The organism is Pedobacter sp. ASV28, from assembly GCF_016428855.1.
Classification (GTDB): Bacteria; Bacteroidota; Bacteroidia; order Sphingobacteriales; family Sphingobacteriaceae; genus Pedobacter.
In genome coordinates, this window is the sequence record NZ_JAELTN010000059.1 from 15,883 (window position 1) to 29,823 (window position 13,941).

Sequence of the window (13,941 nt, forward strand, 5' to 3'; positions counted from 1 at the left end):
CTATTGAACCATAACTTTAGCCTGTTCCTTTAAATAAGCTTTCGGCGTTAATCCAGTTGACTTTTTAAAAGCCCTGTAAAATGCCGCTTTAGAGCCAAAGCCGCAATTGTAGCCAACCCCTTCAATAGTAATATTCAAGGAATCTAGGCATATTAATTGTGCTTTGGCTCTTTCTATTCTGGCCGAGTTGATCAGGTCAAAAAAACTTTTGTCAAAATACCTGTTTATAATTTCCGATAATACATAGGGAGGAATCTCCAATTTGTCGGCCATTTGTTTTAGGCTGAGACTTTCCTCATAGAGTAGCCCATCATTGGCCAAAAAATCTTCCACAAGTTTGCCCTGCTCAAGTATACGTTCAACACTATGTACAGAATTACTGTACTTTGGCTTTTCCGTAGGGATTGGAGCCGAAAATTTTGTTAAATCAGCCGTGAATAATACCGATGTACTGAGGGATTTGTAAACAATGATAAAGTAGATAAAAGTACTAAAATAACCAAGCACCAAACTACTGACAGCAGCATTTGCAATGTATAATACTATAGGCGACAGCAAGAATGAAAAAATTGCCAAAAGCCATATCAATTCTTTCAACCATTTTAAACGGATGGTTTCAATAATAGAATATTCTTGTTTTACTGTCCTTAAATAATTGCTAATGGTTCTGGCACTAATAAGCAGGTAAATGATAAAATAACCCAACATACCCACCAACAAAAGGGTGTTTATTGTAGTATACCTACTGGTTTTATCTTGGTCAAGATAATAATAGCCCGAAAGTTCAGTCATATTTTTGGTGAACAATAGAAACACCAGATGAAAAAGACCAGGAATGCAGATGAGCAAATGCCAAAAATCTGCACGTTTTATTTCATAACCGGTAAGTGAACGAACGTAGAAATAAAAAAGTGGGCCAAGCACACTTAAGACGATACCACAAACCGGATCAAACAGAGGAATATAGCTTAAAATGCCCGATTGCAAAAGCACATGCTGCACATGGATAAATGAAAAACAAAAGAGAAACAGGGCAAGCAGTCTATTCGAATAGCTGTGTCTCTTTTTTATCCACAAAACAGCAGCAAAAAACCAAAGGTGCAGCCAGCAGAACAAAGAGAGATAAAACGAAAAGGATAAATCAGTATTTATTTTCATCTGTAAGCTAGTTTACCTGTTTTTTTTCAAGGCTAAAATTATATATGCCCATTTGCACTAAAATATGAAGTATCACTTTATAAGTTGAGCCTTTTTATCAAAGTAAACAAAATAGTTTTAGCCCAACAAATTTCAAAAACACTTAAAATTATGAAGAGATTACTTTTAACGGCATTAAGCCTAAGCTGTTGCATATTTGCAACTTATGCTCAAAATTTCAGAAAAATAAAAGTCGACATTGGTTTAGGCTATGCTTCACCTACAGAAAGTACCACAGGTGGCGGCACAAAGGCGGGCGTTGCTTTTGCCATAGAACCACACTACAGGATAACAGATGATTTAGCCGTAGGATTGCGTATAGAAGGTGCAGCTATTGGGCAGGTTAATACTTCCACATCAGACTCTAAAGTTTCCGTATTGGCATCGTATAGTGCTACCGGAGAATATTACCTAGCTAAATCTGGCTTCAGGCCATTGGCGGGTATTGGCGCAGGCTTTTTCAAAGCGGCAGACGTAGATTTAAGTTCTGCTTCTGGTAGTGCTGTAAATACCATACCCGGAGATACAAAGTTCGGCTTCTTTCCCCGAATAGGATTTGAATACGGCCATTTTAGAATGACCGGAGAGTATAACATAGTAGGTAAAGGTGGTTACATTGCTGGCAAATTAGGCTTCTTTTTGGGCGGAGGGAAAAAATAATTGCCTGGAACAAATACCACGAGTTGTGTCAATACCATTAAAAGTATTCACAGCAAGCCCATCAACACTAAAAGAGATCGTAATCGATATTTATATTCATCATCAAAATAAAAGTCATGAAAACAATCAAATACTACAGCATCATCATGCTTCTATTGGGAGCAAGCTTTATGTCGTGCAAAAAGACAAAAGAAAAAGAAAAGGAAGATCCTTATGTATGTACAACATGCTCGCAAATCCCTGAAGGTGTGGCAGCTAATGACAATAACAGCAAGGGCATCTATAAAGGTGTGGTTATAGGTTCTAGTGGCACCATAAAGTTTGATATTGCCAATACCAACAGTAATTCTATTAAAGCTACTATGGTTATAGATGGTATTACCGTTACATTAACAACGACCACAGCATGGGTTGCTGGCCAGCTTTATGTGGCACCGTTTAAAGGCACATTAAACGGGCAGGAAGTAACCGTTACCTTTTCTGTGGCAGCCTCTGGTTCAGGTGCAACCATTGTATCGTCCAGTATTCCAGGCCACCCTAATGCCATATTCAGCATAGCCAAAGAAACCTCAACGGCTTTGGTAAGATGTTTTGAAGGTACATACCAAACTTCCGATAATGAAAAGGGCACATTTAATATCATTGTGTCAACCTTGTTGAAGGGATGGACGGGCAAGGCAAGGGAAAATGGTTCACAGTCTGCTACCGATATATATGGAACATATGTAAATAACACCTTGATAGATGAATCTGGAGCAACGATCGCCCCTATTAATGGCGATGAATTTTCGGGTTCTTTTAAAAACTCAAGAGGTGTTACCATTATCGTAAAGGGAAAGAGAACTTTGTAAAAAAGATAAAAGCAGAAACGATAAGGGGAAAAGAGCATAGAACAACGCAAAACTTCTATGTTCTTTACACCTTCAATTAAGGCTATTGCTTAAGGGCTAAAGTTTGGTGTTCTCGTCAAACCCCACTCTGTTAAATATCTATCCCATTACTAAAAAACACAAACTAAGTTCACTAAACCATTGGGTGGTTCCAGCCTGCCGCGGGCTGGAATTTACAGACTACAAAAACCTGCAGATCTGCGGCCCATAAAAAATTTACAGAACCCGAAAATCTTGCGTTAGCGGCGCATTTTTCAAAAAACGATTTAGATCAATGAAAAAAATTACCCATTTATTAATTGCATTACTGTTAATTAATCTTATAAGCCTGGCACAACAGGTTAAAGAAAATAATCAGGAGCTTTCCAAAAATGCACAAAGAGGCATGCTTGATAATAGTGTTATCGATAAAAATGGCAACCTCGTTTTTACCTATAAGATGAAAACCGACAAAAAGTCTGAGGTGGTTAACTATGAAGATTATGTTTTTGACAGTGACCTGAACTTTAAAGGTATCGAGCCCGATAAAAAACAGAAAGAACAACGTGAAAATCAAACCATAACCAGTCTTTCTGCTTATGTTGGCGGTGGCAATTCATTCAATGTACTGAGCATGAAACTTAGCTTGCAAAGAGAAGAATGGGAGAGAAACTGGGATTACGGACAACAAAAATACAGATGGGGCAAGCGATTATCCAAGGAAGTGGTAAAACCCAAAAACGCTGATGGTAAATATAAGGGCTATGCCGCTTATCCCAACGATGAAGACGGCTCTGTTTTCATCATCGCATCGTCAGACACAGATGATAAGGAAACCCGTACACAATATTTGGGATTATATGTAAACACTTCGCTAGAGTTAAAGGAAACCCCTTTCCCAGTAAAGGGGAATTATACCTTGGTATATTGCGGAAGATTAGCTTCTAAACACATCTTCGCCATTTTGGCTCCAAACAAAGGTGAGATAAATACATCGGCATATGTTTATCTAGAATTTTCGGAAAAGGGAGCGTTAATTTATAACACCCCATTTATTGCCCCTGCTTCGGCCATTGCCATTATGGATGACCAGGAAAAAGATGGTAGTTTATTTCTAATAGCAGGTTCTGTAAAGAAGGCTGTTGCATATAATACTGCATTCGAAAGCTATGCTCCGATCTACAATCCGGGCTATACCACTTCGACAAATGCACAGATGGATAAGTACGAAAAAAAAATATACAATCAGGAATTTGAAAACCTACATTTGTTAAAATTTGAAAAAGGCAATCTCATATTTGCCGGAACAACTCCCATAGACCAATTCAAGTCTAAAGTAAAAACTCCACCCTCTCAAAAAAAATCGACACCATATGTAGGCAAAAAACTAGTGGTACAAGGTTTTATGGCAGCACCCAATGGCGATTTTTTAGTTAGCGGACAATTGGAGGATAAAAAAATTATAAATGGCGGTAATACCATACAGCATTACTATTATGATATTGTTTGCCTTCATTTCGACCCCAAGGGAAATTTAAAGGCTCAATATGCCGTAGAGAAAATAAACGATGATAAAAAAAGTGAAATGTTCCAAAGTGGACAGCACTTTTTTGTTGGCGAAGATGCAAAAACCATTTATTGGGAAATTTTGGAAGTAAAAGGGGCAAAAGGTTATGATTCGTTTATTGATGCTTATAACGGCAGCCCCACTTTTATAGCCAATTATTTTCCACGAATAGCAAAAATAGATCTGCAAAACACAAGCTTATCCGATTTTAATATACTTGGGAATAAGGGTAAATTTTTGCTTTATAAATACCAATCTTACTTATACAACGAGCATACCAAAACAAGATATTATGTGGGCCATGATGAAGACTACAAAAAAATATGGGTTGGGAAAGCTGTATTGCAATAGGCGTAATTAATTAAAAGCTCCATTTCTAAAGCCCAAGACAGGAACAAATATCCTGTCTTGGGCTTTATGTTATAAAAAGGAAGAACAAATTCTTATTTCACCCTTCTATTGATGCATTTTATCGGTCATTAAAATCATTTCATCCTCATATTCACCCCATTTAGCAAAAATTCATTTTCTATTCATTTAAAGCTTCTTACTTTTATATCAAATGACAAATAGAAAACCCATCATTAGCGTAACTAACTTAGTCAAACATTACGATGATTTTAAAGCTGTACAAGGTTTAACATTCGATGTTTACGAAAATGAAATTTTTGGTTTGCTTGGCCCTAATGGAGCTGGAAAGACCACTACTTTAGAGATCATAGAAACCCTGCGCAGCAAGACATCTGGAGAAGTTTGGGTAGACGGCTATAATATTGAAAAAGATGCCGCTGCCATCAAACAGATTATTGGGGTGCAGCTCCAAGCTGCAGGCTATTACCCTAATCTTAACCTGGTAGAACTATTGGAACTTTTTTCCGGCTTATACGGTACAAAGATCAACCCAATGGAAATGCTTGAAAAAGTAAATCTACAAGACAAGGCCAAAGCCAAGTACAAGGCTTTATCTGGCGGACAAAAACAAAGGTTTTCTATTGCCACTACCCTGATCAATTCGCCTAAGATCATATTTCTTGATGAGCCAACTACCGGTTTGGATCCACAGGCCCGTAGAAACTTATGGGATTTGATTATCGAGATCCGAAATAATGGTACTACCGTAGTGATTACCACCCACTATATGGATGAAGCAGAGCAATTATGTGATCGCGTAGCCTTTGTAGAAGCTGGGAAAATCATTGCCTTAGATACGCCAGATCAACTCATAGATAATTTGGTAGCCAGTGGCTTCGAACGCAAAAAAGAAGTTAAAAAAGCAAACCTTGAAGATGTATTCATTAGCCTTACAGGTAAGGAGTGGAGAGAATAAAAGGTTGAAGGTCAAAAATTGAAAACAATATCGCTTCAAAAACGCAAAGCAATTAAACATGTCGTCATACAATCATACAAAAGCCACCCTAGCGCTGGCCAAAGCAAGTTTCAGATCAATTACGCGCAGCCCCTCTGCCGTAGTATTCACTTTAGCATTTCCACTTATATTTATTCTTGTATTTGGATTCCTAGGTAGTGGAGGTACAAAAATAGATGTTGCCATTGCACCAGATTCTGATTTGCAGAACCCCATTATTACTGCATTGGAAAAAATGGAGGTCGTACGCTTAACCAAGAATGATAACATGGCCAACATCAATAAGAACCTGGAGAAAGGCAATTATGACGCATTGATCAGTATAGAAAAAAACCCAAAAGGCTTACCTGCTTATTTTACCAATGTAAAATATACTTCAGCTTCGCTTGATAAGGGCAACATCCTAAAATCGGTACTGAACGAGCTGTCCTACAAATTAAATACGGTAAACCAACAACCTACCGTTACCGAAATAAGGGCAAGTACAATAGATGGCAGGATGTACCGTACCATCGATTTTATTCTACCTGGTCAATTGGGCTTTTCTTTGCTAAGCACAGGTGTGTTTGGTACCGCCTTTATTTTCTTTAGCCTACGTCAAAACCTGGTAATCAAACGATTTTTCGCCACTCCAGTTAGGCGTTCGAGTATTGTATTGGGAGAAGGCATTGCCCGTATAGGCTTTGCCCTATTAGGCGCCCTTTTCATCATTCTGGTAGGTCACTTCTTTTTTCATTTCACACTTATAAACGGCGTAATTACCGTACTCAACATGCTCATATTGGCCACCTTAGGCGTAATTGTATTTATGGGATTTGGCTTTGTTGTATCTGGATTGGCCAAAAGCGAAAGTACTATACCACCCATTTCAAATATCATTACCTTGCCCCAGTTTCTACTTTCAGGCACCTTCTTTTCCATCAATGCATTCCCTGGTTGGCTACAGCCCATCAGTAGGGCTTTGCCACTTACCTACCTTAACGACGCTATGCGAAAAGTAGCTTTTGAAGGCGCAGGACTTTGGGAGGTAAAACAGCAAATCTTCATCATGATACTTTGGGGAATTGGCATTTATGCCGTTGCTGTAAAAACTTTTAAGTGGGAATAAAATCCAACACGCCCATCTATAACGACTCAACAGCAGCATTGCTGTTAGTCGTTCGAATCAGCCATTAGATAACTTTTGTATGCTACTTGATGGATAATCATGAAATGGATTTGGCTTTATTTTTCTTAAGTATAAGTGCACTTACCAATGTAACGACCAGACCAACAGGCAATATCCCATACAAACCAACATGCCTTGTTTTGACAAACAAGTCTTTTATATTCATTTTAGTCGCTCTGTCAATTGTCAGTTTTATAAGCTTAGCAATTTTTACTACCTAAAAATGATTTCCGCAAAACAATGTAGAGATTTATTGGTTAAATTAGTCTTAATTTCATTTTGCTAAACCCACATTAATATGTCTAAAATTGCCATTATCTCTGCCAGTGTGCGAAAAGGTCGTAAAAGCCACCGGGTTGCACTTTACTTTCAGCATTATTTAAGCGAAAATAAGGATACTGATGTGGAAATCATCGACCTTATGGCACATCATTTCCCATTGTTCGAAGAACGTTTGCGATTTATAGAAAATCCAAGCGAGGAAATCCTGTCTCTTTCTGCCAAAATTAAAAATGCCGATGGTATCATTATAGTCACACCAGAATATAACGGAGGTTATCCGGCCAGCTTGAAGAATATTGTAGACCTGTTTTACGACGAATGGAAACGCAAGCCCATTGCCATAGCTACGGTTTCGGCAGGTCCTTTTGGAGGAGCGCAAGTGATAACCTCCCTGCAATTCTCCTTATGGAAAATTGGAGCACTAACTATACCAGCCATGTTTCCAGTACCTGAGATAGATAAAAGTTTTAGCGAAACAGGAGTTCCTAAAGATGCAGAAGGAACGGCCAAAAGAGCAAAAAATTTCATTGGAGAGCTCATGTTTTGGATCAGCGCCAAACAAAAGGCAGAGGCTTAGTTTATCCTTGCCTATTTGTGATTATAGCAAGGTCAACATGCTAACCATTAATCAACCAAACCTATAAAGCTAGAAATGGCAAAGTTAGCGTACAATTACTTTATATCAAGTCTATTGTAATCATCTCAGCAGCTAAAAATTAGCACTTTATAAAAAATTGATCAATTCATTACTTAAGTTTAAAAAATATTTTAACTTTGAAAAACCCAGTACTAATTGTATTTTTTACACTAAGGGTATTTTTAATTCAAAACAAATATAAAGATGAGTTTAATAATTGATGTCCATGCAAGGCAGATCCTCGATTCTAGAGGCAATCCAACAATCGAAGTAGAAGTAATGACAGAAAATGGTTTTATGGGCCGTGCGGCTGTTCCATCAGGAGCTAGTACAGGTCAATATGAAGCCGTTGAACTACGCGATGGAGATAAAAAGACCTACATGGGCAAAGGAGTATTAAAGGCAGTTGAAAATGTAAATACTAAAATAGCACAGGCTTTACAGGGTGTTGACGTTTTTGAGCAAAACCTAATCGATAAATTAATGATCGATCTAGATGGCACAGAAAACAAAGGTAATTTAGGAGCGAATGCAATATTAGGCGTTTCGTTAGCGATTGCCAAAGCTGCTGCTAAAGAAAGTAGACAACCTTTATACCGCTATATTGGCGGTGTAAATGCCAATACCTTACCAATTCCAATGATGAACATTATCAATGGCGGTTCGCACTCTGATGCACCTATCGCCTTCCAAGAGTTCATGATCATGCCAGTTGGCGCGCCTTCATTCTCTGAAGCACTACGTTGGGGAACAGAAGTTTTCCATAACCTAAAAGCTATTCTTCATGACAGGGGCCTATCTACAGCTGTAGGCGACGAAGGCGGATTTGCACCTACTTTCGAAGGTACCGAAGATGCCATTGAAACCGTTTTGAAAGCGATTGAAAAGGCTGGTTACAAACCTGGATCTGATATTTGTTTAGCCTTAGATTGCGCTGCATCTGAGTTCTATAAAGATGGGAAATACGATTACACCAAATTTGAAGGTGACAAAGGAGCTGTACGCAGCAGTGCAGAACAGGCTGCTTATTTAGCAGAGCTGAGCCAAAAATACCCTATCATTTCTATTGAAGACGGTATGGATGAAAATGATTGGGACGGTTGGAAATTATTGACTGAAAAAATAGGTGCAACAGTTCAATTGGTAGGTGACGATTTATTTGTAACCAATGTGAAGCGTTTACAGAAAGGCATTGACACTGATACCGCTAACTCCATCCTAGTTAAAGTGAACCAAATTGGTTCGTTAACCGAAACCATCAATGCGGTAAGTCTAGCACAAAACAGTGGCTACACCTCGGTAATGAGTCACCGTTCGGGCGAAACAGAAGATACGACCATTGCAGATTTAGCGGTAGCTTTAAACTGTGGCCAGATCAAAACAGGTTCTGCCTCACGTTCTGATAGGATTGCAAAATATAACCAGTTATTACGTATTGAAGAAGAGTTGGGTGAAGCTGCTCGCTTTATTGGCAAAAACTTTAAATATGCAAAAAAATAACTGCTGCAACCACTAGGCTCATCATTTTATACAGCGTAGTGTTAACAAGTTGATAAACTAATTTGTAAAACAGCCGAAGTTTTAAAAACTTCGGCTGTTTATATTTATATTTACACCATTGCCAGTCATTAGAATGGCAACATAGAAACTTATGAAACGTCTATTTGATCTTTTCCGTAACAAGTATTTCTTAGCCATAGCGGCTTTTGCGGTATGGATGCTATTTTTTGACAAAAACGACATGCTCTCACAATACGAGTATAGCGTACAGGTCAAAAAGCTACAAGAGGAAAAAGATTTTTATTCCAAAGAAACCGCCTTGGTTAAAAAGGATTTAAAAGAGCTAGACAGTAATCTGAATACTGCAGAAAAATTTGCCAGGGAAAAATATTTCATGAAAAAAGCAAATGAGGATGTTTTCGTAATTGTAAAAGAAGAAGGAGCAAAATAATTACGCTTTTTCTTATCTTAGAATTGAAAAAACTACTTTAGTATTAGTAGCTCATGAAAAAAGTCTTATTGATCGCCCTTTTATTTTTTTCATACCACATTGGTATTTGTCATGCCCAAGAACTTCCCAATCTAAAGAATGTCAAGCTTGGAAAAAAATCAAGCTATAAAAATGCAGAACCAACGGTATTAAAAGTGGTTGATTATCTTTTTCAAACCCCTATTGACAAAAAAAATAAAGCCAGAAGCAATGCTGGGCAATTTTTAATCAATTGGATGAATGGCACGCCTGATTATATTTTTTACCTGGAAGAAAAAGAGACTAATTTCTTCAGTACCGATTCAGATTTACTGCTTATGTATATGGCTGCCCTGACTAAATATACGCTATTGCATAAAGAATTAAAGACCCAGAAGGAACTGGCCCTGGGTGCCATATCCATAGCCTTGCCCTACCTGTACCAGCAGAGCGATAGAAAAACTTGGTCAAAGGAGCTTTGGCAACTTAATGACGCAAACCAAAACCACAAATTAGAAGTTTATTTATATCAATAAATATTGTATACAGTACGCTAATTTCAATACCCGAATTTTGGCAAGGCAAGCTTATACTTTACCACAATTATTCTAATCGTAACGATAAAGGCAATAACCACAATTTTGGCTACATCGGCATCCAAATGAAATCTCAATAGGGCAAAATACAATATTCCCCCTGTGATACAAGCGGTGGCATAAATTTCCTTTCTAAATATTAGGGGTATGGTATTCAACAGCGTATCTCTGATAATCCCTCCAAAGCAACCCGTAATGGTACCCAAAGCCACGCAAATACCTGGGCTTAGGCCAAATACCACTCCCTTTTGTACACCAACTAAGGTAAATAGGCCCAGTCCCAGCGAATCGAAAAGAAACAATGTCACCTTAAATTTCTTAATGTGCCGTTTAAAAAACAAGGTAAGAATGCAGGTCACTAAGATCAACAGGCAGTAGTTTACATCACGCATCCAGGCTACCGGTGTATCGCCCAGCAACAAATCACGGACTGTACCACCACCTATAGAAGTTACAAATGCAATGATCAAGACCCCAAAGGGATCCAATCGTTTCTGCACAGCGGCAAAAGTGCCAGAAATAGAGAAAGCAATAGTGCCCAGAATTTCGATGGCATCTGTCGTATTAAAATCGATCATACTTCGCCGTTACGCTTCCTAAAAAACCATTCTACAGAAAGCAAGATTAAAATTAGACCAAAAATCCACTTCAAGTTAATCATTTCCTCGTACTTTCTATCTTCGTAGCTGATCGTTTTAACTTTTCCGCTACGCTCCAAATCGTCAGCTATGGCCAATAGCTCTTTAGGCGCATACATTTTGCCATTGGTTTGCTGGGCCATGGTATTTAACAATTGATGGTTGGCCGTAGTCTGCTGATATTCGGTAATGATGGCATTCACATAGAAAGCCCCATTGGCCGTATATTTCTTTTCTCCCAATGTGGTAGAGGCGACATAAGTATAATTTCCCTGTGGCAAGGCCCCGGCGTCAAGCTGGTAGGCATTCCCATATTTAGAAAATGCATAGTTGTATACTTTTCCTGCTTCGTTTTTTAACTGTACCTGAACATCGGGCGTATTTATCGGTTCAAAAGCATCGTTATAAAGCGTGGCATTTAACCATACATTTTCATTTTCTTCATATGTATTTTTACTACTATAAACCTTAAATTTCCGTTTATCGTCTTTTACAGAAAGATATTGCACCGATTTGGCTATCAACTCGTTTACCAATGGGTAGCTATTTTCATCTTTTCCTTCTTCCAGCTTCCACTTCCAAATACCTTCTCCAATTAAAAAGCCAAGCTTACGGCTATTGTCTTCCATAAAAAACAACAGGGGGCTCTGGGTATTCACCTTACCTATACGCTGGTTGAGCACCGCAGCGTAGCTGCCCTTAATCTCCATATTAGCAAAAGGTATTTGTAGAGGATCATAACCATCTAATTGCTTTAAGGCTTCTAACGTCAAATTAAATGTAGTGAAACTGGTATCATAAAATGGGAACACCTCCTGTAGCACTCCATTTGTCCTGGTAAAATTCAGTTGCTTTTGTCCCTGGTTGAAACCCTGTAGATTAGTCTGTGCCCCGATAATGTACCAAAGAGATATCTTTTCCTGTTGCAACCTATTAATCAGTGTGGTTGCCGTATTTCCCAAGGCAGGTAACTGGTACAAGATTGCCAAGCTAAACTTTGATGGATCAATGGTATTTAGCTCATCAGCCAAGGCTAAAGTTACCTCATAATGCTTATTAAGCTCAATGGCTTGTTTTAAAATGGCCAAATCCGGGTGTGGAACTGCAGAAGCAATTAAGATCTTCTGCCTACCATCTATCACCTCTATAAAAATGGTCTGGCTATTATTTTTACTGGTCACTTCATTTTTAATGCCCGATACACTTACCGTGTATTTATGTATACCTACTTTATTGGCCTTAAGCTTTAACTGGACATCCCGAACAAAACTATCAGAATGAATAGGAATTTCCCGTGCTTTTACCTTGGTACCATCTTCCAATACCGTGAGCTGAGTAGTTTCTCCCTTGCTTTCAAAAGCTTGTACCTGTATGTCTAAGGTAAATTCATTATCCAGGTAAACAATGTTGTTATAATTTACATTGGCTACCAGTACATCTCTTTTGGGAATGGTATCGCCAAGGGCAATGGTATAAACAGGAGCTTTTATTTTATTCAATTCATACAACGGATTCCCACCTCGGTTAAAAATCCCATCACTCGCTAATATGATCGCCCCAACGTTACGGTTCAATAACTCATCATTCAGTTGATGAATCAAGGCCGTTCCATTACTTACCCGATCAGTACCTGTAAAACGCAAGCCTGCTTTTACACTATCCCCAAAACTATATGATTTTACTTCGTATTTATCACCTAATTTTGCGGCCAACTTCTTCAAATCGGACTGATACTGATTTGCATCAAAACCTGTAGGTGCTATGGTTTTTACCGAAATGGAATTGTCATGGGCAATGACTATAATTGGCTTTTCTAGTGTATATGTAATACGTTTAACCAAAGGTGCAAACAACAAAAATGTCAATAGAGCAATAGCCAGCACACGCAATACAAATAATATTTTCTTTAATTTCTTATCTAGGTTTGTATTTATCCTATACAACAACCATGCATATAATACGCCCAATAACAAGCAGCCTATTAAAATCAAAAGGGTGGAAATAGAAAGAAAATTCGTCATACGCTTTACTGTAAAGATGCTATATTTAAGTTGAAAGTGAAAAGTAAAAAATAAAAAGGACAAGGATGAAGGAGCGAAGATTAAATAGCAATTTTCATCTTTTTAATTAAAATGAACCAGTGAACGAATAACCAATGATCCAAAGAACTAAAATTGTAAATTGCATACAAATCAACATGGCCGAAATGAAATATTTAATCGCGTTCTTCTTAGTTATTCTCATGAACTTTACTATCAGTGCACAAAAAAACTTTAAGCAAGACCAATTGAAATTTGAAAGAGTTAAAACTGCCTACGATTTGAAGTGGCCATCTTTAGAAAAAGAGTTACAAAAAGCTGGCTTTGGTAATGGATTTGAAATGATCATGCAAGCTTACAAAGCTGAAGGAAAACTAGAAATTTGGTTAAAAACTGCAAAGCAAGATAAATTCAGTCTTTTCAAAACTTATGATGCTTGTGCAAAATCGGGCACGCTTGGGCCAAAGGTAATTGAAGGAGATTTGCAAACACCAGAAGGCTTCTACAAAATAAATGTATTTAACCCAATGAGCACTTATCATCTTTCGTTAGGTATTGATTTCCCAAATGCAGTAGACAAGACCAGAACTGGAAAGGATAGAAAAACTGGTGGAGATATCTATATCCACGGCGATTGTGTAACTGTAGGCTGTATTCCACTAACGGATGACAAGATTAGAGAAGTTTATGTGTTAGCTGTGGAGGCTATAAACAGTGGACAGAAAGATATCCCTGTTTATATTTTCCCTTTTAAGATGACTGATGCCAATATGAAAAAATACACCGAAGAATTTCCTCAGCATAAACCATTCTGGGCCTTTCTAAAGAAAGGCTATGCTTTTTTCGATGAGAAGAAAGAGAAAATCAATTATGTGATCAAGTCAGGCATGTATGTTTTATCTCTCAAGCCTATTGAAGCCGATCACAACTAAGAAAATAAAAGGCTGTAATGC

General features: G+C 38.0%; 13 protein-coding genes. 10 read left to right on the plus strand and 3 right to left on the minus strand.

The window, feature by feature from the left end:
• On the minus strand, positions 1-1,158 hold the full coding sequence (locus tag JHD79_RS18070) for an AraC family transcriptional regulator (RefSeq protein WP_199120716.1): 1,158 nt from the start codon (positions 1,156-1,158) through the stop codon (positions 1-3).
• A gap of 150 nt (positions 1,159-1,308) precedes the next feature.
• On the opposite strand from JHD79_RS18070, the gene JHD79_RS18075 reads away from it, so the two are divergent.
• The 9 genes from JHD79_RS18075 (at position 1,309) to JHD79_RS18115 (ending at position 10,251) form a co-directional block, all read left to right on the plus strand.
• A complete protein-coding gene (locus JHD79_RS18075; RefSeq protein WP_199120718.1) occupies positions 1,309-1,857 on the plus strand; it encodes an outer membrane beta-barrel protein in 549 nt (182 codons plus the stop codon).
• A 116-nt stretch (positions 1,858-1,973) separates the two neighbouring features.
• A complete protein-coding gene (locus JHD79_RS18080; protein ID WP_199120719.1) occupies positions 1,974-2,708 on the plus strand; it encodes a hypothetical protein in 735 nt (244 codons plus the stop codon).
• Between the two features lie 313 nt (positions 2,709-3,021).
• On the plus strand, positions 3,022-4,644 hold the full coding sequence (locus tag JHD79_RS18085; protein ID WP_199120721.1) for a hypothetical protein: 1,623 nt from the start codon (positions 3,022-3,024) through the stop codon (positions 4,642-4,644).
• Positions 4,645-4,855: 211 nt separating this feature from the next.
• A complete protein-coding gene (locus JHD79_RS18090; protein ID WP_199120723.1) occupies positions 4,856-5,620 on the plus strand; it encodes an ABC transporter ATP-binding protein in 765 nt (254 codons plus the stop codon).
• Positions 5,621-5,678: 58 nt separating this feature from the next.
• Entirely contained in the window at positions 5,679-6,767 is a 1,089-nt protein-coding gene (locus JHD79_RS18095) for an ABC transporter permease (RefSeq protein WP_199120724.1), read from the plus strand.
• A gap of 358 nt (positions 6,768-7,125) precedes the next feature.
• Entirely contained in the window at positions 7,126-7,686 is a 561-nt protein-coding gene (locus tag JHD79_RS18100; protein WP_199120726.1) for an NADPH-dependent FMN reductase, read from the plus strand.
• A gap of 264 nt (positions 7,687-7,950) precedes the next feature.
• Positions 7,951-9,246 carry a phosphopyruvate hydratase gene (gene eno, locus JHD79_RS18105; protein ID WP_199120728.1) on the plus strand — a complete coding sequence of 432 codons (1,296 nt, stop codon included), beginning with the start codon at positions 7,951-7,953 and terminating at the stop codon, positions 9,244-9,246.
• Between the two features lie 151 nt (positions 9,247-9,397).
• Positions 9,398-9,697, plus strand: coding sequence for a septum formation initiator family protein (locus JHD79_RS18110; protein ID WP_199120730.1), 300 nt, complete (start codon positions 9,398-9,400; stop codon positions 9,695-9,697).
• Between the two features lie 53 nt (positions 9,698-9,750).
• Positions 9,751-10,251 carry a hypothetical protein gene (locus JHD79_RS18115; RefSeq protein WP_199120731.1) on the plus strand — a complete coding sequence of 167 codons (501 nt, stop codon included), beginning with the start codon at positions 9,751-9,753 and terminating at the stop codon, positions 10,249-10,251.
• Between the two features lie 23 nt (positions 10,252-10,274).
• Here the strand turns inward: JHD79_RS18115 and JHD79_RS18120 are convergent, their stop codons facing one another.
• Complete coding sequence (locus JHD79_RS18120; protein ID WP_199120733.1) at positions 10,275-10,889, minus strand: trimeric intracellular cation channel family protein; 615 nt, start codon at positions 10,887-10,889, stop codon at positions 10,275-10,277.
• Positions 10,886-12,970, minus strand: coding sequence for a hypothetical protein (locus tag JHD79_RS18125; RefSeq protein ID WP_199120735.1), 2,085 nt, complete (start codon positions 12,968-12,970; stop codon positions 10,886-10,888). The genes JHD79_RS18120 and JHD79_RS18125 overlap by 4 nt, the downstream gene beginning before the upstream one ends.
• 185 nt (positions 12,971-13,155) lie before the next feature.
• On the opposite strand from JHD79_RS18125, the gene JHD79_RS18130 reads away from it, so the two are divergent.
• Positions 13,156-13,920 carry a murein L,D-transpeptidase family protein gene (locus JHD79_RS18130; RefSeq protein ID WP_199120736.1) on the plus strand — a complete coding sequence of 255 codons (765 nt, stop codon included), beginning with the start codon at positions 13,156-13,158 and terminating at the stop codon, positions 13,918-13,920.
• Positions 13,921-13,941 lie beyond the last annotated feature (21 nt).

Bases quoted from the DNA above. Each gene is read 5' to 3' on its own strand.
- JHD79_RS18070 (WP_199120716.1), bottom strand. From the start codon at position 1,158: ATGAAAATAAATACTGATTTATCCTTTTCGTTTTATCTCTCTTTGTTC.
- JHD79_RS18075 (WP_199120718.1), top strand. From the start codon at position 1,309: ATGAAGAGATTACTTTTAACGGCATTAAGCCTAAGCTGTTGCATATTT.
- JHD79_RS18080 (WP_199120719.1), top strand. From the start codon at position 1,974: ATGAAAACAATCAAATACTACAGCATCATCATGCTTCTATTGGGAGCA.
- JHD79_RS18085 (WP_199120721.1), top strand. From the start codon at position 3,022: ATGAAAAAAATTACCCATTTATTAATTGCATTACTGTTAATTAATCTT.
- JHD79_RS18090 (WP_199120723.1), top strand. From the start codon at position 4,856: ATGACAAATAGAAAACCCATCATTAGCGTAACTAACTTAGTCAAACAT.
- JHD79_RS18095 (WP_199120724.1), top strand. From the start codon at position 5,679: ATGTCGTCATACAATCATACAAAAGCCACCCTAGCGCTGGCCAAAGCA.
- JHD79_RS18100 (WP_199120726.1), top strand. From the start codon at position 7,126: ATGTCTAAAATTGCCATTATCTCTGCCAGTGTGCGAAAAGGTCGTAAA.
- eno (WP_199120728.1), top strand. From the start codon at position 7,951: ATGAGTTTAATAATTGATGTCCATGCAAGGCAGATCCTCGATTCTAGA.
- JHD79_RS18110 (WP_199120730.1), top strand. From the start codon at position 9,398: ATGAAACGTCTATTTGATCTTTTCCGTAACAAGTATTTCTTAGCCATA.
- JHD79_RS18115 (WP_199120731.1), top strand. From the start codon at position 9,751: ATGAAAAAAGTCTTATTGATCGCCCTTTTATTTTTTTCATACCACATT.
- JHD79_RS18120 (WP_199120733.1), bottom strand. From the start codon at position 10,889: ATGATCGATTTTAATACGACAGATGCCATCGAAATTCTGGGCACTATT.
- JHD79_RS18125 (WP_199120735.1), bottom strand. From the start codon at position 12,970: ATGACGAATTTTCTTTCTATTTCCACCCTTTTGATTTTAATAGGCTGC.
- JHD79_RS18130 (WP_199120736.1), top strand. From the start codon at position 13,156: ATGAAATATTTAATCGCGTTCTTCTTAGTTATTCTCATGAACTTTACT.